This is a genomic window from Limnoglobus sp. (assembly GCF_059499385.1).
Genome location: NZ_JCABYM010000144.1, coordinates 1 through 21,240, shown reverse-complemented (window position 1 = coordinate 21,240; position 21,240 = coordinate 1). Strand labels below are relative to the sequence as shown.

General features: G+C 69.1%; 16 protein-coding genes and 1 tRNA gene. 8 read left to right on the top strand and 9 right to left on the bottom strand.

Going from position 1 to position 21,240, the window contains the following annotated elements; translation table 11 throughout:
• Positions 1-302: 302 nt before the first annotated feature.
• Complete coding sequence (locus AC5JJ2_RS25255; RefSeq protein ID WP_495860822.1) at positions 303-3,470, top strand: serine/threonine-protein kinase; 3,168 nt, start codon at positions 303-305, stop codon at positions 3,468-3,470.
• A 195-nt stretch (positions 3,471-3,665) separates the two neighbouring features.
• On the opposite strand, the gene AC5JJ2_RS25250 is transcribed toward AC5JJ2_RS25255, so the two are convergent.
• Positions 3,666-5,882, bottom strand: a complete 2,217-nt coding sequence (locus AC5JJ2_RS25250; protein WP_495860821.1) for a DUF1549 domain-containing protein — start codon at positions 5,880-5,882, stop codon at positions 3,666-3,668.
• 200 nt (positions 5,883-6,082) lie between these two features.
• On the opposite strand from AC5JJ2_RS25250, the gene AC5JJ2_RS25245 reads away from it, so the two are divergent.
• Positions 6,083-7,288: a tetratricopeptide repeat protein gene (locus AC5JJ2_RS25245; protein ID WP_495860820.1), complete on the top strand. Its 1,206-nt coding sequence runs from the start codon at positions 6,083-6,085 to the stop codon at positions 7,286-7,288.
• A gap of 117 nt (positions 7,289-7,405) precedes the next feature.
• Here AC5JJ2_RS25245 and AC5JJ2_RS25240 read toward each other — a convergent pair.
• A tRNA-Glu gene (locus tag AC5JJ2_RS25240) sits at positions 7,406-7,478 on the bottom strand.
• A gap of 170 nt (positions 7,479-7,648) precedes the next feature.
• On the opposite strand from AC5JJ2_RS25240, the gene trxA reads away from it, so the two are divergent.
• Positions 7,649-7,978: a thioredoxin gene (trxA, locus tag AC5JJ2_RS25235; protein WP_495860819.1), complete on the top strand. Its 330-nt coding sequence runs from the start codon at positions 7,649-7,651 to the stop codon at positions 7,976-7,978.
• Positions 7,979-8,051: 73 nt separating this feature from the next.
• The gene (gene dps / locus AC5JJ2_RS25230; protein WP_495860818.1) at positions 8,052-8,528 is read left to right on the top strand and encodes a DNA starvation/stationary phase protection protein Dps; all 477 of its coding nucleotides are present in this window, start codon (positions 8,052-8,054) and stop codon (positions 8,526-8,528) included.
• Positions 8,529-8,611: 83 nt separating this feature from the next.
• Here dps and AC5JJ2_RS25225 read toward each other — a convergent pair whose 3' ends face one another.
• Positions 8,612-10,045, bottom strand: coding sequence for a trypsin-like peptidase domain-containing protein (locus AC5JJ2_RS25225; RefSeq protein WP_495860817.1), 1,434 nt, complete (start codon positions 10,043-10,045; stop codon positions 8,612-8,614).
• Between the two features lie 262 nt (positions 10,046-10,307).
• On the opposite strand from AC5JJ2_RS25225, the gene AC5JJ2_RS25220 reads away from it, so the two are divergent.
• Positions 10,308-10,622 (top strand): hypothetical protein, encoded by a 315-nt coding sequence (locus tag AC5JJ2_RS25220; protein WP_495860816.1) that lies wholly within the window; start codon positions 10,308-10,310, stop codon positions 10,620-10,622.
• Between the two features lie 157 nt (positions 10,623-10,779).
• Complete coding sequence (locus AC5JJ2_RS25215) at positions 10,780-13,059, top strand: exo-beta-N-acetylmuramidase NamZ domain-containing protein (protein WP_495860815.1); 2,280 nt, start codon at positions 10,780-10,782, stop codon at positions 13,057-13,059.
• 211 nt (positions 13,060-13,270) lie between these two features.
• Here AC5JJ2_RS25215 and truD read toward each other — a convergent pair whose 3' ends face one another.
• The 5 genes from truD to AC5JJ2_RS25190 form a co-directional block, all read right to left on the bottom strand.
• Positions 13,271-14,377, bottom strand: a complete 1,107-nt coding sequence (truD, locus tag AC5JJ2_RS25210; RefSeq protein WP_495860814.1) for a tRNA pseudouridine(13) synthase TruD — start codon at positions 14,375-14,377, stop codon at positions 13,271-13,273.
• Between the two features lie 246 nt (positions 14,378-14,623).
• Positions 14,624-15,601, bottom strand: a complete 978-nt coding sequence (locus AC5JJ2_RS25205) for a DUF1559 domain-containing protein (protein ID WP_495860813.1) — start codon at positions 15,599-15,601, stop codon at positions 14,624-14,626.
• A gap of 79 nt (positions 15,602-15,680) precedes the next feature.
• A complete protein-coding gene (locus tag AC5JJ2_RS25200) occupies positions 15,681-16,181 on the bottom strand; it encodes a hypothetical protein (protein WP_495860812.1) in 501 nt (166 codons plus the stop codon).
• A 55-nt stretch (positions 16,182-16,236) separates the two neighbouring features.
• Positions 16,237-17,646 (bottom strand): glycosyltransferase family 87 protein, encoded by a 1,410-nt coding sequence (locus AC5JJ2_RS25195; RefSeq protein ID WP_495860811.1) that lies wholly within the window; start codon positions 17,644-17,646, stop codon positions 16,237-16,239.
• 168 nt (positions 17,647-17,814) lie between these two features.
• Positions 17,815-18,405 (bottom strand): YMGG-like glycine zipper-containing protein, encoded by a 591-nt coding sequence (locus AC5JJ2_RS25190; RefSeq protein WP_495860810.1) that lies wholly within the window; start codon positions 18,403-18,405, stop codon positions 17,815-17,817.
• A gap of 330 nt (positions 18,406-18,735) precedes the next feature.
• Between AC5JJ2_RS25190 and AC5JJ2_RS25185 the strand changes: the two genes are divergently transcribed.
• Complete coding sequence (locus AC5JJ2_RS25185; RefSeq protein ID WP_495860809.1) at positions 18,736-19,200, top strand: hypothetical protein; 465 nt, start codon at positions 18,736-18,738, stop codon at positions 19,198-19,200.
• Between the two features lie 150 nt (positions 19,201-19,350).
• Complete coding sequence (locus AC5JJ2_RS25180; RefSeq protein WP_495860808.1) at positions 19,351-19,548, top strand: hypothetical protein; 198 nt, start codon at positions 19,351-19,353, stop codon at positions 19,546-19,548.
• Positions 19,549-19,554: 6 nt separating this feature from the next.
• Here AC5JJ2_RS25180 and AC5JJ2_RS25175 read toward each other — a convergent pair whose 3' ends face one another.
• Positions 19,555-21,066, bottom strand: a complete 1,512-nt coding sequence (locus tag AC5JJ2_RS25175; RefSeq protein WP_495860807.1) for a serine hydrolase — start codon at positions 21,064-21,066, stop codon at positions 19,555-19,557.
• Between the last annotated feature and the right edge of the window lie 174 nt (positions 21,067-21,240).

Genomic DNA, 21,240 nt, shown 5'->3' with positions numbered 1-21,240 from the left:
GGGCGGGGGGCGGGGGGGCCGAGCGCGGGGGGGCGGGGGAGTCGTCTGGGTGGCCCGGGGGGGCGCGCCGGGGGCCCCGACGACTCTGCCCCGGCCACCCCCCAAAAAATGAATGTCCAACACCTCCTGGCTCGGGATTGAGGGCAATTTGGTGGGGCGGGGAAAAATACTCCGCCACCCGATATTGTCCGGGGGGCCGACGGGAAAACGGATACCGCCGTCAGCGTTTTTTCCTGCAGGCTCTTGACAATCTGTTCTATGGTCCCTCAGAAACCGATCTCCCCACGTTCCGCGACTTCCCCATGTCAACGCAGAAAACCTCCGTCAACTTCCTGGAATTGCTCCGCAAGAGCGGCCTGCTCTCCGACGCGCAAGTCGAGGAGTTCTTCAACGGCGAGGCCCCGGACGACGCCGCCCAGTGCGCCGCCACCCTGGTGAAGGCCGAGCTGCTCACGCCGTACCAGGCGAAGCAGTTGCTCGCCGGCAAGCACCGCGGGTTCTTCCTCGGGCCGTACAAGGTCCTCCGCCCGATCGGCCAGGGCGGCATGGGCGCGGTGTTCCTCGCCGAGCACACCAGCCTCGACCGCCGGGTCGCCATCAAGGTGCTGTCGCACGAGAAGGCGAAGGACAAGCTGTCCATCGAGCGGTTCTTCCGCGAGGCGCGGGCGGCCGCCGCCCTCGACCACCCGAACATCGTCAAGCTGTTCGACATCTCGCAGGGCAACGGCGTCCACTTCCTCGTGTTCGAGTTCGTGGACGGCAGCGACCTCCAGTCCCTCATGGCGACGACCGGCCCGCTGCACTACGCCCAGGCCGCGCTGTACGTCGCGCAGGCCGCGGCCGGGTTGCACCACGCCCACGGCAAGGGGTTCATCCATCGCGACATCAAGCCCGCGAACCTCATCCTCTCGAAGGAGGGCGGGGCGGTCAAAATCCTGGACATGGGGCTGGCCCGGTCGTTCGCCAACGAGAAGGACAACCTGACCGGCACGCTCGGCGAGGAGGGGGAGATCGCCGGGACGGTGGACTTCGTCTCGCCGGAGCAGTCGGTCGGCGGCATGGTGGACGAGCGGGGGGACATCTACAGCCTCGGGGCGACGCTGTTCGCGCTCATCTCCGGCCACCCGCCCTTCGCCGGTTCGACGACGCAGAAGCTGATGCAGCACCAGATGGCCGAGGAGCCGGCGAAGCTCAAGAAGCTCCGCAGCCGCATCCCGGCGGCGCTGTGCGACGTGATCGTCAAGATGATGGCGAAGAAGCCGAACGACCGGTACCAGTCGGCCGAGGACGTGATCGACGCGCTGGCGCCGTGGCTGCCGGCGCACACGACCGGGAACATCGTCCAGGACCCGGTGACGCTGAGCCACATGATTTCGACGGACGTGGCCAAGGGGACGAAGGCCCGGACGAAGCGGCGCGGGGCGAAGAAGTTCGACGTGCAGGCGCTCAAGGACCTGTGGAAGCGGAAGCCCGCCGCCGTCGGCGGCGGGGCCGCGGCCGCCGTCGTGCTGCTCGGCCTGTTGATCTACGCCGTGACCGGGTCGTCCAAGCCGACGCCCGGAACGACCGGCCCGGTCGGCGGGCCGCCGCCCGTCGCCGGGAAGAACCCGCCGCCCGTCGCGGACCCGGCCGTCGTCCCCCGGTTCCAGACGATCTCGTTACGCGAGGCGGCGAACACGCCGGTCGGCGGGCCGATGTACCTGAACGCGCCGGGCGACCGCTACTTCTTCGAGCGGAGCGGGGTGCAAGCCGTCCTCGACATCCCGTTCGACCTGCCGAACCCGGACGGGACGGGGAACGCGCTCATCAACCTGTACAGCCCGCTGTCGGAAATCGCCAGCCGGCTGCCGCGGTCGGCGAAGGTGACGGTCGGCGGCCCGGTCCAGACGTTCCACGTCCTCAGCGGCGTCAGCGCCTGGGGCTGGCCCTGGGGCGGGTACGCCGGCAAGCCGGAGACGGGCACGCCGAAGGGGACTACCACGGTCGTGTTCCGCATCCACTACGCGGACGGCCAGGCGGAAGACCACGAGTGGAAGAACGGCGAGCACTTCGCCGACTTCATCCGCCGGACCGACGTGGACAAGTCCCAGTTCGCGCTGTCCACCCGCGACGGGAAGCAGGTCCGGTACATCTCGGTCCGGCCGGCGCGGGCCGGTCAACCGGTCGCCGCCATCGAGTTCGTGAAGGGCGAGCAGGACATGAGCTGCCCGACGGTCGTGGCCGTCACGGTCGAGCGGGCGGGCGGCGTCGCGGTGGCCACGCCGGCCCCCGCCCCGGCGGCCCCGCCGGCCGCGTCCCCCCCGCAGGCCCAGCGGCCGGCGGTGGCCGTGGGCAACTTCCGGCTGCTGTCGCTCAACCAGGCCGCGACCGTCAGCTGCCTCGGCCCGCTGTTCCTGAACAACCCCGTGGACAAATTCGAGTTCGAGAACCCCGGCACGCAGACGCACTTCGACGTGCCGTTCACGATCCCGGAGCCGCGGGCCGGCGAGAAGGCGATCATCGCCCTGCACGGGCCGTTCTCGGACATCTCGCGGGCCGCCCCGCGGGAGGCGACCGTCGGCGTCAACCTGAAGGCGAAGGCGTTCCACTTCCTCAGCGGCATCGGCGGGTGGTCGTGGAACCCGAACATGGACTTCGGCCCGGTCGGGACCAAGACCATGACCGTCCGCGTCCGGTACGCCGACGACACGACGGAGGACCACGACTGGAACTTCGGCGAGCACTTCGCCGACTTCATCGACCGGTTCGACGTGCCGAAGTCCGAGTTCGCGTTCAAGACCCGCAACGGCCGCCAGGTCCGGTACCTGAAGATCGACGTGGGGCAGCCGAACAAGGTCGTCCGGCAGCTCGAACTGGTCCGCGCGGACGAGGACAAGTCCACCTGCCCGGTCGTGGCGGCGGTGACGGCCGAGGCGTCGGACGGGAAGGCGGCGGCCGAGGTGTCGGACGGGAAGGCGGCGGCCCCCGCGCCGGCCGGCCCGGTGGCCGTCGCCCCGCCGCTCAGCCGCCGGCCGGCGGCCGAGAAGCAGCCGTACACGCTCGGGCTGACCAACCTGCTGAACAGCAACGCCCCGGCCGTCGCGCTGAAGGGCGGGGCGAACACCGTCCACGGGGTCAAGTTCGACGTGCCGCCGAAGGGCCAGGGGAAGCCGGACGCCGTCCGGGTGGGGGCGGGCAAGGCGGTGTCGTTGGCCCCGTTCCTGCCGGCGAAGGGGGTTCACTTCCTGACGACGGCCCCGGCGTCGGACGCCGGCCCGGACGCGGTGGTGGCGAAGTTGAAGGTGAGCTACGCCGGCAGCGAGCCGGAAACGCACGAGTGGCGGGCGAAGGACCTGCCGGCCGCCGAGGGCGCGGTGACGAAGCTGTCGTTCGCGCCGACGAAGACCGACGTGATCCGCTCGATGGAACTGACGAACGCCTCCGGCACGGCCGTGCTGTACCTGCTGGCCGTAACGCTCGACCCGCAGTGAGCGGCATGTAGCGGTTTGGTTTTCACCCTGAAAGCGTGGAACAAGTCAGGGTCACTCCGGGAAACGACCAAGCCCTGAAAGGGCGACACAAGAACCTGTGTCGCCCTTTCAGGGCTTGTCGCGTTGGGTGGCTCGTACCCAGGGCGTTGCCCTGGGCTGACATGTTGTGCCCCTTCGGGGCGAAAACCGGTCCGTTCACCGCCGTAGCAGGAACTCCTTCGCGTTCACCAGGCCCCACGCCACGTCCTCCCACGCGGCCCGGCGGTCCTCCTTCCCCTTCACGTAGGCCAACAGCCTCTCCTTCTCCGTCTCGTTCGGGAACCGGGACAGCGCCGACAGGTACAGCTCGTCCAGCAGGTCCGCGTCCGCCGCGCCGCCGGCCAGCAGCTTGCCGAGGCGGTTGTCCGGGTTCCGCAGCATCGCGTTGATCTGCTCGCCGTTGATCATCTGGAACGCCTGCAACAGCCCGGCCTCCTCGCTCCGCTCGCAGTCGCACGTCAGCAGGCGTTCCGGCTTGCCGAACACGCGGAGAAACCGCTCGCTCATCGACGCCGCCCCGCGGCGGCCGCCGGTCCCGGCCTGCGACATCGCCGGCACGGCCCCGGCCCGCAGCCCGCTCGGGTAGCCGTTGAACTGCACCGTCACGCCGAACACCCGGCTCATCGCGTCCAGCAACTGCTCGGCCTCCAGCGGCTGGATGATCGCGTGCGAGAAGTGCGTGCCGTCCGTCAGGTTGCCGTCCACGCCGCTGCTGGAAAGTTGGTACGTCCGCGACAGCATGACCGCCTTCACCAGCGGCTTCAGCCGGAACCCGCCGGCCTTGAACGTCGCCGCGAGGTGGTCCATCAGTTCCGGGTTGGACGCCGGGTTCGTGACCTTGAAGTCGTCGTCCGGCTCGACGATGCCGCGGCCGAACAGGTGGAACCAGACGCGGTTCGCCTGCGCCTTCGCGAAGAACGGGTTGTCCGGGGCGGCCACCCAATCGGCCAGCATCCCGAGCCGGTCCTCGTCCGCCGCCGGCGACCGGTCATCGCCGAGCGTCTTCGGGATCGCGGTTTCGCCGGTCCGCGGCAGCGTCGTCTCGGCGGACCGGGACGTGAACACGACCTGCTCGCCGATGAACTCGTGCTTGTCGAGGTCGTCCTTGCGGGTGTTGTTCAACAGCCGGTACTGCACCCGCGGGAAGAACGCGGCGAACCGGTGGTAGTCGTCCTGCGTCCACCGGTCGAACGGGTGGTTGTGGCACTTCGCGCAGCTCACCCGCACGCCGAGGAAGACTTGCGCGACGGCCTCCGCCCGGCCCTGCGGGTCGCGGACGGCCCGGTAGAAGTTCGTCGGTGGGTTCTCGTAGGTGCTGCCGCGGGCGGACAGGATTTCGCGGGCGAAGTCGGTCAGCGGCTTGTCCGCGGCGACCCAGTTCTTGATCCACCGGTGGTAGACCTGCACGCCCTTCTTGTCGAGCGACTTCTCCTCGTTGCGGAGCAGGTCGGACCACTTCATCGCCCAGTACTCGGCGAACTCCGGCCGCGCGAGCAGGCCGTCGATGAGCTTCTCCCGCTTGTCCGGCGAGGCGTCCGCGAGGAACGTCCGCGCGGCGTCGGCGGTCGGCAGCGTGCCGGTCGCGTCGAGGTACGCCCGGCGGAGGAACATCGAATCGTCCGCCAGCGGCGACGGCGGGATGCGCAGCTCCTTGAGCTGCTTCGCGACGAGTGCGTCGATCTTGTTCTTGGACGCGAGGACCGCCACGTCCGGCGGCGGCAGGTCCGGGATAAACGCGACGCGAACAGGGACCTGCTGCCCGAGGTAGCGGACGAGGATCGTCGTCTCGCCGTCCTGTTCCTTCTGCACCTCGCCGGACGGCAGCACCTTCACGACGCCGAGCGTCGTCGTCTCCACGGCCGCGAGCGTCGTCACGTCGCGGGTCGAGCCGTCGGCGAAGTGCGCGACGGCCTTCAGTTGGAACGAGTCCTGCGGCGACCGGAGAATCTGTCGCGTCGGCGTGACGACGAGCTTCGCCAGCTGCTTCGCCTCGCCCACGTCGGACTTGCAGCCACCCGCGATCCACGACCGGAGTACCGTGTACTCAGTACTCGGTACCCCGAACCGCACGCCCCCTTCGTGTGGCACGCGGCCGACGGCCTTTTGCAGCAGCAGGCTCTGGTCCGGCGATTCCGGGTCGGCCCGGCGGCCGAGCGCCCCGCGGGTGAGGGCGCCGAAGTCATAGGCCGGGTCCTCGCCGCGGAGGGAGAGCTTGAGGCCGCCCTTGCCGTTGAGGTTGCCGTGGCACGCGCCCATGTTGCACCCGGCCCGGCTGAGCACGGCCGACACGTCGTTGGTAAACGACACCGGCTCGGCGGCGGACGCGGGGGCGGCGAGGGCGCAGACGGCCAGGATCAAGATTCGCGTCGGCATGGCAGGTGTGACAATGGAAGGTGGGGACCAGCGGTAGCTTTATAGTCGCACGCCGGGCCGGGGATGCCAAGAGGATTCGGTTGAAGGGATTCGACGCCGGCCGTACTTTCGCTCCCTCGCCTCACTCCCGGCCGCCCCCGCGCCCGGTCGTCAAATCGGAACTATCCTTCGGTTTGCCCCCACTCAACCGTTGGGTTCCCATGTCACCGCGATTCCACGTTTGCCTGCCGTTGCTGCTCGTGTCCCTCGCCGTCGGGTGCGACCTTAAGGTCAAGCCGCGGGCGACCGCGAAGGCCGTCCCGGCCGCGCCGGCGGTCGCCGGGCCGCCGGCCGTCACCGAGCACGAGGCGATGTCCTTCGGCCTTCAACTCGAAGCGGCCGTCGCGGAGAAGGACCGGGCCGCGTTCGACCCGCTGTTCTCCGTGGACGGCCTGCTCAAGAAGCCGGTCAGCGACCGGCCGCTGCCGGACGTGCCGCCGCACGGCAAGCCGATGCTCGCGGAACTGATCGCCGCCGTCTTCCTGGAGGTGCAGGACAAGGCCGGGAGCTACAAACTCGTTCGCGTCACGGTCGAGGGCGGCCGGCCGCACGTCCTGTTCCGCATGGTCGGGGCGAGGGACCAGCTGGCGTACCACGACGTGACCCTCACGAAGTCCGCCGCCGGGGCCGTCCTGGTTGACGACGTGGCGTTCCTGGGGTCCGGCGAAACCCTCAGCCGGTCGGTGCGGCGGCTGGTCGAGAAGCTGGACGCGAAGGTGCCGCGGAAGTACGTCGGGCTGGACGAGCTGCACCGGGCGCACGCGGCCGACATCGTCGCGTACCAGGAGGAGAGCGTGCCCCGGAAGCCGGAGCAGGCGCTGGCCCTGTTCCACCGCCTGCCGGACGAGTTGCGCAAGGACAAGTCGTTGCACATCCCGGCGATCGCGCTGGCGTTCCTGGTCAACGACACCGTCCTTGCGAAGGAGATGGACGCCTACCACAAGAACCACCCGAACGACCCCGGCGCGGACCTGATGGCGCTGAACATGTTCTTCGCGGCCGGGCAGTTCAACCGCGGGCTGAAGGCGGCCGACGACCTCAAGGCGGCCCTCGGCGACCCGTACCTCGAGTACTGGCGGGCCGAGGCCCTCGGCCAGTCCGAGCGGTACCCGGAGGCGAAGGCGGCGCTGGACGCGGCCATCCGGGCGGAGCCGACGCTGCGGCCGGCGTACCTGACGCGGCTGGCGGTGGCCGTCGAGGAGAAGGACCACGCGGAGACGGCGAAGCTGGTGAAGGCGATCGCGACCCGGTTCGAGACGACGTGGACGGTGGCGTCGATGCCCACCGACCCGCGGTTCGTCCACTTCGTTCAGTCGAAGGAGTACGAGGGGCTGAAGGCGTGGGCCGCGGCCCGCGCGCGGAAGTGACGGATCGCGCGCCCCGCGACGGGCCGGCACGTCGGGAAAAACAGAGACGCCGGAAGTCTGGTGAAGACTTCCGGCGTCTCGTGTTCGGTTCCGACGGACACGGTCGGAACCACCATCTGACCCTGCGGGGATTCGAACCCCGGTCTCAACCTTGAAAGGGTCGTGTCCTAGGCCTCTAGACGACAGGGCCTTACCAACGTCCTCAATTTTTAGCGGCCCCGTCCGGTCGCGTCAACCCTGCCGGGGCGGTTTCGTGAAAGCCGCCGGGCGAATCCCGGTAAAATCTAGTGTCGCACGGCCGACCGGCTTACAATGCCGAAGCAGGTCGCCGAACACGCGGACATCGGAAGGGAGAGAACAATGGCCAGCCCGAACGTGATCGAATTCTCGGAAGCCAACTTCAGCCAAGAGGTGGGCAGCGGCACGCTCGTCGTGGCCGACTTCTGGGCCCCGTGGTGCGGCCCGTGCCGCCAGCTCAGCCCGGTCATCGACAAGATCGCCGACCAGTACGCCGGCAAGGTCAAGGTCGGCAAGGTGAACGTGGACGAGAACATGGAACTCGCCACCAAGTACGACGTGGCCACCATCCCCCGGATTATGCTGTTCAAGGGCAGCGACCAGCCGATCTTCCTGCACGTCGGGACGATCGACCCGTCCTCCCTCTCGAAGGTGATCGAGCAGAACATCTAAGAATAGACCGGGCATTTTTCCCACGGCCCAGGGACGTTCGTCCCTGGGCTTTCTTTTCTTTTGAGGTATCCGAATGCACACCACCAAGAATAGCCTCGCCGCGCCGACCCGCGAGAAGGTGACGGCGATCCTCAACCAGCTGCTCGCGGACCTGTCCGACCTGTACTCGCAGACGAAGCAAGCGCACTGGAACGTCCGCGGCAAGCACTTCATCTCGCTGCACAAACTGTTCGACGAGCTGGCCGACGTGGTCGAGGACCAGATCGACCCGTTGGCGGAGCGGGTGACGGCCCTCGGCGGGACGGCGAACGGCACTGTCCGGCAGGCGGCGAAGGCGAGTTCGCTGCCGGAGTTCCCGACGGACCTGAAGGACGACATGGCGTTCGTGGCGGCGCTGGTCGAGCGGTTCGGCTACACCGCGAACGCGGTCCGGAAGGGGATCGACGACACGACCGGCCTCGGCGACGCGGTGAGCGCCGACCTGCTGACGGGGATGACGGCCGAGCTGGACAAGGCGCTCTGGTTCCTGGAAGCGCACACCGCGAAGTGAGTTGTCGTAGAACCCGGAGCGGCAGCGACGGGGTGTCTCGCCGCGCTCGACACCCCGTCGCTGCCGCTCCGGGTTCTACAATTTCACTCCGCCGGCGCGAGCAACACTTCCCGCACCTTGCCGTCGCGGACGAAGAACGTTTTCACTGGGTGGAACGTCGCCAAGTCCTTGTGGTTCAGCACGAACAGCACGTTGTCGAGGTTCAGCGCCTCCCACAGGTGGAAGCCGATGATGACATCGCCTTTCTGAACCCCCGCCTTCGCCGCCGGACTGGCGAGGGCCACGTCGGTCACGGCCAGCCCCCCGCGCAACTGCGGGTCGATCTTCGCCACCGCCTCCTTGCCGATCGGCGTCAGCTTCAACCCCGTCCGCCGCAGCACGGCCGCCGTCGGGGATTCGGCGACCCGCGTGTCCGTCGCCAGCAGCGTGACGCTCGCGGAAATCGTCTCCGTCCCGCGACGAACGCGGACGGGAACCTTCGTGCCCGCGGGCTTGTCCAGGAAGCCGCGTTCCACGTCGATGCCCGTCAGGACGGCCACGTCGGCGACCTGCTCGATCAAGTCGCCGGTCTTGAGGCCGGCCGCGGCCGCGGGGGAGTTCGCCTCCGCGCCGTCCACCGACACCCACCGGCGGACCGGGCTTTCTTCTTCCGCGCGATCGACGTGGTTCTTCACGACGAGGCCGTGCCACGTCCCGGTCCGCTTGCGGGCCGCGAGCATGTCGGCGGCACGTTCGATCATCGTGTCCACCGGGATCGCGAACGCGATGTTCTGCGCCCCGGCCCGGATCGCGACGTTCACGCCGACGAGTTCGCCCTTCTTGTTGAACAGCGGGCCGCCGCTGTTGCCGGGGTTGATCGGGGCCGTCGTCTGGATCAGCCCCTGGTACGAAATCTCCTTGTTCAACGACACGTCCCGGCTCTTGTACGAGACGTGGCCGACGCTCGCGGAGTGCTCGTACCCGAAGGCGTTACCGATGGCGATGACGGTCTCCGCGTCGAGCAGGTCGTGGGCCGTGCCGAGCGGGACGAGCGGCAGCGCGGCGGCCGGGTCGATCTTCACGAGCGCGAGGTCGGCTTTCTTGTCCGTCGCCAGGACGCGGGCCGGCAGGCTCTTGCCGTCCGCGAGCGTGACGCGGATGGTTTGGATGTCGTCGATGACGTGGAAGTTCGTGACGACGTAGCCCCGCGGGTCGAGGACGATTCCGGTCCCCATGCCCTTGACCCGCTGCGGCTGGAGCTGCGACCCGCGGAACGGGTCGTCGGCCGCGGCCGTGACCGTCCGCTCGCTGTGGATGTTCACCACCGCCGCCTTCATCTTCTCGACGATGTCCACCATCGCGTCCCGGCGGTTGCCGGTCACGAGCGGCCGGTCGGCGGCCCGGCTCGGGGTCGCTGGCATTTGGGCCGTGGCCATGTAGCTGGCGAACCCGCCGAGGGCGAACCCGGCCCCGAGGAGGGCGGTGCGGGCGAACCGGGCGGCAATCGAACGGGCGGGGGAGCGAGCGGGCTGCACCATGATGACCCCACGGCGACGGACTTGGCTGGCGTGTCTGGCATGAAATCGGCGGGGGCGGCCGCGGGTCGCCACGTAAGGATTGCAGAGCCGGGGGAATGCGGACGGCCGCGGCGGGGTCGTGCGTGATGGACGGCGTGAGCGCGGCGTAACAGCCGGGCGGGTTGGTCGGGCGATGCCGGTCGTGCCGGCGGCGCGGCCGGTTGTTCGGGCCGCCGGAATGCCTAGACTTGAGGGGAACCGAGTGCCCGCGAGAGTATTTCCGATGGCGAAGACGGCGCGGATGGAAAAGATCGAGGCGATGCTGGCCGACGACCCGGCGGACGAGTTGCTCCGCTACTCACTGGGCATGGAACACGTCAGCGCCGGCGACGACGCGACCGCGGTGGCGGTGTTCCGCGAGCTGATCGCGCGGTCGCCGTATGTGCCGGCGTTCCACATGGCCGGGCAGGCGCTGAACCGGCTGGGCCGGGTCGAGGAAGCGTGCCGGATGCTGCGGGACGGCATCGCCGCGGCGCGGGCCGCCGGCGACGGCCACGCGCTCGGCGAGATGGAAGGGCTGCTGTCGGCGATCGAGTAAGCGCCTGACTTCCGAAGTCCGGCTTCGACTTCGGAAGTCGAACGTCGCAGCGGCCTTCGCGGATCGGCAACCGCCACACCACCCATTCGACTTCCGAAGTCGAAGCCGGACTTCGGAAGTCAGGTCTTGCACCCCCGTCTAACCCACCGGATTTCCCATGCGCACGTTGATCCTCGCACTCCTCCTCGCGACGCCCGCCCTCGCGGACATCGACAAGGCCCGGCTCGGCCGGATCGACGCGGCCGTCGAGGGGGCGATCCAGAAGGCGAACCTCCCCGGCGCGGTCGTCGTCGTCGTCCACGACGACGCGGTCGTCTACCGCAAGGCGTTCGGCCACCGGCAACTCGTCCCCGAGAAGCAGCCGATGACGTTCGACGCCGTCTTCGACCTCGCGTCGCTGACGAAACCCATCGCCACCGGCACTTCGGTCATGCTGCTCGTCGAGCAGGGCAAGCTACGGCTGGCCGACCCCGTCGCGAAATACTGGCCGGAGTTCGCCGCGAACGGGAAGGACAATGTCACGATTGAACACTGCCTGCTGCACACGACCGGGCTGATTCCGGACAACGCGATTAAAGATTACGTCGGCACGCGGGACGAGATGCTCGCCCGCGTCGCGGCCCTGAAGCTGAGTTGGCCGCTCGGCTCCGAGTTCAAGTACAGCGACGTCGGGTTCATCGTCCTCGGCGAGATCGTTCACCGCGTCTCCGGGAAGCACGTCGATCAGTTCGCGGCCGAGAACGTCTTCGCGCCGCTGAAGCTGAAGCACACCGGATACAAGCCGGGGGCCGGGCTGCCGTTCGCCGTCACCGGTGTCCGCGACGGGAGGCACATCGCCGGCGAGGTCCATGACCCGCGGGCGTTCGCCCTCGGCGGCGTCGCCGGGCACGCCGGGCTGTTCGGCACGGCCGACGACCTGACGCCGTACTGCCGTATGCTGATGCGCGGCGGCGAAGTCGACGGCGTGCGAATCCTCAGCCCGCTGACGGTGAAGCTGTTCACGGAACCGCGGGCCGTGCCCGGCGGCCAGCGGTCGCCGGGGTGGGATGTCGATACGAGCTATTCCGCCCCGCGCGGCGACCTGTTCCCGGCCGGCGACGGGTTCGGCCACACCGGGTTCACCGGCACGTCGATCTGGATCGACCCGCCGACGAAGACGGCGATCATCATCCTGTCGAACCGCCTCCACCCGGACGAAAAGAAAGGGAACGCCACGCCGCTACGCCGCGAGGTCGCGACCATCGTGGCGAGCGCAATCACCACGACCGGCGACCGGCCGCTGCGCCAGAACGCGACCGTCTCGAAGCCGGTCCTCACCGGCGTGGACGTGCTTGAGCGCGACGGCTTCGCGAAGCTGAAGGGGCGGAAGGTCGGCCTCGTCACGAACCACACCGGCCGGGCGACCGACGGCACGCCGCTCATCGACCTGCTCGCGAAGGCCGAGGGGGTTAAGCTAGTCGCCTTGTTCAGCCCCGAACACGGCATCCGCGGCGAGAAGGACGAGAAGGTCGGCGACGGCACGGACGAGAAGACCGGGCTGCCGGTGTTCAGCCTGTACGGCGAGCGGCGGAAGCCGACGGCCGACACGCTCAAGGGCATCGACACGCTCGTCTACGACATCCAGGACATCGGCTGCCGGTTCTACACGTACCCGAGCACGCTCGGGTTGATCCTCGAAGCGGCGAAGGAGAACGGGCTGAAGGTCGTCGTCCTCGACCGGCCGAACCCGATCGGCGGCGTACGGATCGAAGGCCCGGTCCGCGACCCCGGCCGCGGGGCGTTCGTCGGCTACCACGAACTGCCGCTCCGTCACGGGCTGACCATCGGCGAGATGGCGAAGCTGTTCAACGACGAACGCAAGGTCGGCGCGGACTTGGAAGTCGTGAAGTGCGAGAACTGGCGGCGCGGCGACACGCTGGACCGGACCGGGCTGCCGTGGCGGAACCCGTCGCCGAACATGCGCCACCTGACGGCCGCGTTGCTCTACCCCGGCATCGGCTTGCTGGAGACGACGAACGTGAGTGTCGGCCGTGGGACGGAGCGGCCGTTCGAGTGGATCGGCGCGCCGTGGATCGACTCCCGCAAACTCGCGGCCGAGTTGAACCAGCAGCGGCTGGCCGGCGTCCGGTTCGTCCCGGTGACGCGCACGCCGGTCAGTTCCACGCACAAGGACAAGGAGTGCGGCGGCGTGGACGTCATCGTCGAGGATTGGGAGAAGTTGCGGCCGGTCCACGTCGGGCTGACGGTCGCGGCGGTGTTGCGGAAGGTTTACGCGAAGGAGTGGGAGCCGAAGCGGTACGACACACTGCTCATCCACAAGGCGACGTTCGACGGGCTGACGGCCGGGAAGTCGGTCACGGAACTGGAGCGGGCGTGGCAGGGCGACCTGGCGAAGTTCCGCGACCGGCGGGCGAAGTTCCTTCTTTATGAGGAATGACCGCGAACCATCGCGGCCGCCGGTTCGTCTACACGGGTGAGGGCTGTCAGGAAACGAAGTTTTTTCACGAACCGCGCACGCCGGATACATCCGGACTTCATCTTGCCAGCGTATAGTTATTGAAGTAGAGTTCGTCACTCGAACACCAAACCACCGACGCCGCTCGCAGATGCCCGGGGCATACCCCAAGCCTGTGAGCGGCGTCACTCTTTTACAGCGTTTCCTCGTCCTCGATCACCTCCCGCTGGGTAAGCCCCGGCCATACACGCAAGGGCGCGGCGGGGTGCGGCGTCTCCGCTTCTGCCTTCATCACCTCCTGCAGCAGCACCGTCGCGTAGCTGCCGGCCGGCAGCGAGAACGTCAGGCGAAGCCCGACAGGTTCCCACGCCGCGGACAGGTCGTCCACGTACACGAGGTTGTGCCGCCGCGTGCCGGTCATCCACTTGCCGGGGCGGTCGAGGTTCGCCGGTGTCAGGCCGTTCCCCGACAGCACTGCCACCTCCCGCTCGGCGGCTTCGCCCTTCGCCGGGTACGTCTTCTTGCCGAACATCGGGCCGCCGGTCACCGTCTCCCGGCGGTCGAACCGGGCCTGTTCCGTCGGCACGTCGTCGGCGACGAAGATGCCGCCGCCGGGCCACTTCATCATCACGTCGCCAGGCAGCACCGTGCGGAGGAGGCCGTCCGTTAGCCGTCGGCCGAGGTAGTCGTTGAACAGGAGCGACTGCGCGGCCGACAGGTAGAGCTTCAGGCGGAACGGCGGGGCGTTGAGCCGCTCGCCGCGGATCATGCGGAAGCCGTTGTCGGCCGTCTCCCCGTCCCGGCCGAACCGCTGCGGGCCGTAGTAGTTCGGCAGGCCGTGCTCGCGAACCCGCGCGAAGATCGGCTCGACCCGCTCCGGGCCGGCGGCGTCGCGGACGAGGATCGTGAACCGGTTGCCACGGAGGTGGCCGGGCTTCAGCTTGTTCGCGTGCCGGGAGACGGTGAGCACGCGGACGCCGTCGCCGTCGAGTTGCCCCAGCCGCGGCTCGGCGGCCTTCGGCACGGACACCCACTGGCGCGTGACGGCGTGCCGGTCCTTCAGCCCGGCCGTGCCGACGTCGTCGGCCCGAACGTCCAGTCGCTTCGCGACCTGGCGGACGAAGTACTCGGCGCTGAGGTCACGCTTCTCGACCCAGAGGTACAGGTGGTCGCCGGTGCCGGACGGCTCGTAGGCGGGGATTTCCTCGACGACGAAGTCGTCGAGTTCGGCCTTGATCCGCCCGCCGACGCCCGGCAGGTCGGGGGTAAGGAGTGGAGGGGAGAGTGCGGGATGGTTCATGAAGTGCAATCTATCAACCGCCGACGGGGGAAGGCGGCGACCGGTTTTCACCCCGAAGGGGTGGGAGCGCTCAGCCCAGGGCAACGCCCTGGGCGCGGGGGCGCGGGAGGGTGTGCGTGTCCGCGACCGCCTTGTCGCAGGCTTTCAGCCTGCCGGGTGGTTGCGGCCGCCACCCAGGGCGGCGGGCCTTGCGGCCCTTGCCCTGGGCTGACATCTCCCACCCCTTCGGGGTGAAAACCTCGGCGGTCAGTAGTCCCCGACCACCTCCCCCGCCTCCCGCGTGCTCAGCGCCCGCCACGTCGCGGGCTGCACGTTGTTCGTCACGAACCGCACGCTGCCGTCGGCGAGCAGCACGTTCACGCCGCCGGCGTGCCCGCTCCGGGCGGCGGTCAGCCCCTTGTTGCCGGACGTGTTGCCGCAGTCCCACTGCGGGGCGTTCGGCGGGTAGAAGTGGTTGTACAGCGTGCTGTGGTAGTGCCCGTCGATCCACTTCTCCGCCCGCCGGCCGCTCCACGCCCCGCCGGACGCCGACTCGCACCCGGCCTGCGGCGTGTCCACGCCGCCGGTGAACATGTACCGCTCCCGCTTCGCGTCCGTCGGCACGGTTCCGGTCGAGGTCACGCCGTTGCCCTTGAGCGTTTCCGAGAACGCGACCGTGTTCGACAGCCCGTCCGTGACGCTCGCAACCTTCCGCGGCTTGTCGGTGAACATGCCGTCCCCCTGGGCGATGAGGCCGGACGCGACCGTGCCGCTGCCGACGTTCGCGACGTAGTTCCCGCCGGCGTAGGCCGACCCGGACACCCGGTCGCCGACCGCGTCGCTCGGGCAGAGCAACAGCCGCAGCGGGGCCTTCGCCGGGCACGTCGCGCTGGGGTTGTCGTTCGGGTTCGTCCCGGTGTTCGTGAAGTCGAGCGGCGGCTGCGTGTAGTCGATCAGCCGGTTCAGGTTGTCCTGCTCGACGTAGGCGAGCAGCCGGGCGTTCGCGGAGAAGACCTTCGGGAACGGGTCGCGGCCCGGCGGGAAGACGCCGAGGGCCGACTCGTGGTTGTGCAGCGCCAGGCCGAACTGCTTCAGGTTGTTCGTGCAGCTCATCCGCGCCGCCGACTCGCGGACCTTCTGCACGGCCGGCAGTAACAGCCCGATCAGGATGGCGATGATCGCGATGACGACGAGCAACTCGATCAGCGTGAAGCCGCCGCGCCCGCGTCGGTTACTGGAAGGCATGGATGGAATTCCCCAGGTGTGAATGGACGCACGCCGACGACGCGAACGCATCGCGACGGGGTGAACGACGCCGGGCGACTCAGGCGGTCGCCCGCGGCGGCGGGTCCGGGGGAATCGAAGGAATAGAAGTGGAACGGAAGTCCGTCGCGGGGACCGCGGCGGAATCGGGCGGGAGGAACGAAGTGACGGCCACGACCGGCGGCACGGCCGGCTCCATCGCGAGCCACCCGAGTTGGCCGTGGCCCTTGCAACTACGCGCGAACATCCCGACGACCCAGATCAGTTCGGCTTCTTCGGTCGGCTTCTTTTTCGCGCAACAACTCTTCGTCGGCTTCGCCTTCGAGCAACAAGACTCGGGTTCAACGATCAGGATTGTCTTCTTCCCCGTCGCGCAGCAGCATGCGGCCGAGGTACTCTCGGCAACGGTGCGGCAGCCGCACGACGCCCCGCCGCAGCGGGCGCGCTCGGCGGACGCCTTCGCAATCGCGGGGAAGCCGACGGCCGACACGATTTGAGCGCAGGCGAGCAACACCGCCAGGACGGGGAGCCATCGCGACCGTGGGTGACGCGAGCGGGCCATCGGGATGCCGATTCGAGGGTGTTGCCCGTGGCATCCTACGGACCGGCCGGCCGAATCAAGTGGACCGCGGGCGGATTTCCCGCAGCACGACCGCCAGCGCGATGGCCGTGAGTGCGAACGCCGCCGCCGAGTGGCCGTAGACCATCGCGAGGTCCTGTTCCTGTTCCGGCAACAAGCTCGGCACGACCATCAGCCCGCCGATCAGGACGAACGCGGCGCGGACGACGTTCCGCGTCAGCCGCGGCAGCTCCGGGGCGGTCGCGGCCCACGCGAGCACGGCGAACGGCAGGACGAGCGTGACCGCATGGTGCTTCCACGTCCGCTCGCTGAACAGCAGCATCCCGAGGAGGATCAGCCCGAACTCGGCGGCGAGCCGCGGCCCCGCCCGCGGCACGGCGACCCGGTGCGTCGGCCACCGGCAGAGCAGCACGATCGTCGCGGCGAACAGCAGCATGACGCCCTTCACCACGAGTTGCGCCTGCCCCGGCGACAGCGCCGCGACGTTGTGGAACCCGGTCGCGACCGGCCGGCCGTCCTCGTCGTCGTAGTCGAGGAACGACGGTTCCGCCGTCAGCAGCCGGAACACGACGCCGGGGACCGACTGGTTCGGGTGTTCGCTCGTCACCTTGCCGTCCACGACGAACGGCTTCACCATCCGCTCGTACCAGCTCGTCAGAAGCGTGGCGTTGTAGTCCCAGCCGAGCGCCAGCCCCGGCACGGCGAACAGCCACACGCCGAGGCCGACGAGCGTGCCGAGCAGTGCCTTCCACGCCCGCTTCCAGACGAGGTACGGCACGAACAGCGCCGGCGTCACCTTGCACGCGACGGCAAGCGCCAGCACCATTCCCGATGCGAAGTCCCGGCGGCGGCAGAACAGCGCGAGCGAAGAGAAGATCAGGAACGCGAGGAAGATGTTGACGTTCCCGTGCGCCAAGTCGCCGAGGATCGGGTGGAACGCGAGCAGGACCGCGACGGCCTTCGCCCAGTCGGGGACGGGGTCTGGGGTCTGGGGTCTGGGGTCTGGCAGAGGTCGTGGTTCGTTGTTCCTGTCCCCTTGCACAGACGGCGTACCGAGTACCGAGTACCGAGTACCGAGTACGCGGAAGGACCAAACGACGATCCACGCCGCCATCGCGACCTTCGCCGCGAACCACGCCATCGCGCCGGCCAGCGGCGGCAGCTCCGTGAACGGGTACAGGATCAGCGCCATGATCGGCGGGTTCGGGTAGTTGAACGCCGCGTAGATGTCCGTCCCGGCCCCCAGCGCCTGAATCTGCGGCCGCCACCGCAGGAACGCGGTGCGGGTCAGTTCCCCGAGGCGGCTCGGCTTCTCGGCCTTCGCGTAATACTTGACGGCGGTGACGACGACGGCGACCGCCAGCACCGCGAAGAACGCAGCACGGGCGGACGGGCGGGAAACGGTCAACGAAAACGGCCGGCGGACCGTCGGCGAAACGTCGGGCATCGCGGGGGCATCCGTGCGGGAACGAGCGGCCGCACTGTACCCCTTGTTTCAAACGTCGAACAAGATGACTTCCTCGCAGCGGAAAAGAAGTCAGAGGTCGGACATCAGAGGTCAGGAAACCCGCCCTCTGATGTCCGACCTCTGACCTCCGACCTCTGACCTCTGACCTCACCGCACGCGGACGTGCGAGTAGTGGAACCCGATCGCCGGCGGGCCGACGACCGGGTACACCGGCACCGGCCGCTCGATGATGACCGGGGCCTCGCGGACGATCACCGGCCGCCGCGGCGGGGCTTCCCCGCGGAACCGCGAGTCCTGCATCGCCCGGATCACCTTCGGCGGCACCCCCTGGGCCGTCAGGTACTCGATGTCCGTCGTGGACAGGTTGTACGCCGACCGCGTGTTCCGAATCTGCGCGACGATCACGTCCGCGTCCGTCCCCTGGCGGGACAGGTTGACCACGTCGATGAGGCCCAGCTGCGCCTGCTGGCTCGTCGCCGCCTCCCGCAACTCGGCCTTCTCGATGGCGTGGTCCCGCTCGTCCGCCCGGTTGCCGGCCAGCGCGCCGAGGGCCGCCCCGCCGAGGCCGCCGGCCACCGCCCCGGTCCGCGGGTTGCCGGTCGCCGCCCCGATTGCCGTGCCGACCACCGACCCGACGCCGCCGCCCACGAGCGCCCCCTTCTCCGTGTTGTTCAACGTCGAGCACCCGGTCGAGGCGAGGGCGAACAATCCGACCAGCGCGGTCGCGGCGCGGAGCATGGCACGATCCCCAGAGTTTCGAGGGTGGGAGAATGCCGGCGGGTCCGTCCGCCGTCAACCCCAGCCTCAATTTTCCGAACGCCGGCCGGGGCGAAACTTGCACCGGCTGCCGGGTTGGCAGCGACACCGCCACCGCCGCCACCGCCACGGGTGGCCCCCCGTGGCGGAATCGCCACCTGGGTTGACGCGACAGTTATAATGTCTTTTTGTTCACATCTCGGCCGCGGCCCGTCGAAACTTGAATCCGACAATCCGTCCCGCCGCCCTTCCCCGCGGCCGGGCGGCCCCGATAATACGCTTCGTCGAATCGTAACACCCGCGAGGCGTGCCGTGACCCGCTCCGTTCCCGCGCTCCTGCTCGTGCTGGCGATGCCGCTCGCCGCGGCCGCCCACGGCCTCGACTTCGAACCGACGTTGAAGGACGGCCGCGTCCGCGTCGAGGCGTACTACGACGACGACACCCCGGCCGACGCCGCGGCGGTGACGGTGACGGACGCGGCGAACGTCGTGATTCTCGAAGGGAAGACGGACGCGAAGGGCGTCTGGGAGTTCGCGGCCCCGCCGCCGGGCCGGTACGCGGTGAAGGTGAACGCCGGCGACGGCCACGTCGCGAAGCGGACGATTACGATACCGGAACCGGACGGCGCGGCGGGGTCGATCTCGGACGGCCCGACGCGGGCGGCGTTCACCGGCCCGACGCGGTGGGTGCTCGCGGCCGTCGGCGTCGCCGCCATCGGCGGGCTGACGGTCCTGGCGAAGCGGCTGGCCCGCCCGCGGGCGACGGCCGGGGCGTGACCCCTGCTTCAACGCGAAAGCCGCCGGTGACCCGGCGGCTTTCTTTTTGCGCGTCGCGGCCCGATTTCCCCCGGAAAGGCTTTCGCCCGCCCGGCCGCCCGGCTATGATCGGCGGCGGTTAGGTTCCCCTCCCCTCCTGGGAATCGTAACGTGAAGAAGCCCCTTCTCGTCCTGTTGCTGCTGGCCGCGGTGGCCGGGGCGGTCGTCCCGAACCAGTCGCGGGAGGAACTGCTGTCCCCCGACGAGCGGCTGCGGCAGAACGCCCGGACGTACATGCCGCGGGCGGTCGATCCTAACTCGGTGTGGGCGAAGTTCCTCCTGTGGGCGGACGCCGCGCTCGGCGGGTGACGGCGGCTACTTCCCCTTCTTGAACCGCACGTCGTCAACGTTCAGGCCGACGAGCTTCAGCTCCGTCGGCCGGCCGTTCTCGTCCAGGGTGAAGTGGACGCCCACGCTCGGCCACCGGCCGTTCGGGTCCGTCCCGCGGAACGACCCGAACTGCCAGAACTCCAGGTCGTAAGCGAAATTCGTCCACGTCAGCTTCAGCTTCTCGCCGTCCTGCTTGATCTCGACCGGGGCGTACAGCTGGCTGTCCTCCCACTTGCCGGCGAAGTTCTTCAGCTCGGTCGGCGGCTTCGCGTCCTTCTGCCGCTTCGACTCGTCGAACTTCACCCCGGCCACCTGCGTGCCGGCCGCCACCGCCCACATGAGCAGCGACGTGCCCTCGACGCGGTCCGTCGTTACCGGCAGGCCGAGGTAGCGGTCGAACGTGTCGAACATCAGCGCCGCCGGCAGCGCCGACTGGCCGAGGTTCGCCAGGAACACGACGCCGAGGTTCTCGTCCGGGAGGAACCCGACCTGCGCCGTCATGCCGTCCACGTTCCCGCCGTGCTCGACCAGCGTGCGGCCGTGGTAGTCGGTGAGGAACCAGCCGAGGCCGTAGCTGGACGACTTCGCGTCGCCGTTGAACAGCCCGCCGAGGCCGGCCCCCTTCGGGACGAGCATCTGCGGCTTGTGCATCTCGCGGAACACGTCGGCCTTCACCAGCCGCTTGTCCCCGGCCTTGCCGCGGGACAGTTGGAACTGCACGTACTTGGCCATGTCCGCGGCCGACGCGTTGATCGACCCGGCCGCGCCGACGGCGTCGAGGTTCAGCCACGGGACGGGCAGCGGCCGGCCCTTCTTCTGCCGCTCGTGCGGGCTGGCCACGTCGCCGCCCTTCGGGTGCTTCTTCGGGCTGGTGTTCGCCGTCGTCATCCCGAGCGGGGAGAAGAGCTTCTCCTGGACGACCTCGTCCCACGGCTTCCCGGCGGCCTTCGCGACGGCCTCGCCGGCGACCATGAACATGAGGTTGTTGTAAACGAAGTTCGTGCGGAACGAGTACGCCGGCTTCATCTCCTTGAGCTTGCCGAGCAGTTGCGGGGTGGTGAACGTGCTGCCGTACCAGACCATGTCGTGCCGGTCCAACCCGGTCCGGTGGCTGAGCGTGTCGCGGAGGCGGATCTCGGTCGTCAGGTAGCGGTCCCGCATCTCGAACGCCGGGACGTGGTCCTCGATCCGGTCGTCCCACTTCAGCTTCCCGGCGTCCACGTACATCGCGGCGGCGGCGGCGGTGAACGACTTGCTGACGGACCCGATGGCGAACAGCGTGTCCGCGGTGACGGCGTCCTCCTTGCCGACGGTCCGGAGGCCGTACCCCTTCGCGAGGACGACCTTGCCGTCCTTGACGATGGCGACGCCGAGGCCGGGGACGCTGTGCAGCTTCATCGCCTTCGTGACGGCGTCGTCGAACCCGTCGAGCGGGTCGGCGGCCGAACCGGGGTACGCGAGGCCGGCGACCAGGGCCGCGGCGAGCAGGGAGCGCATCGTGAGGTTCTCGGTGGGTGACGGGGAACTCGAAACAGATACTCGGCGAAAATCGCGCGAGTTTCAAGTGGCGGCCGCGCAACCCGCCGGGTGGTTCGCGTTCGCGGGGGTGGGATTTGCGCCCGACTTCCGAAGTCCGGCTTCGACTTCGGAAGTCGAAACGGCAACGACGGC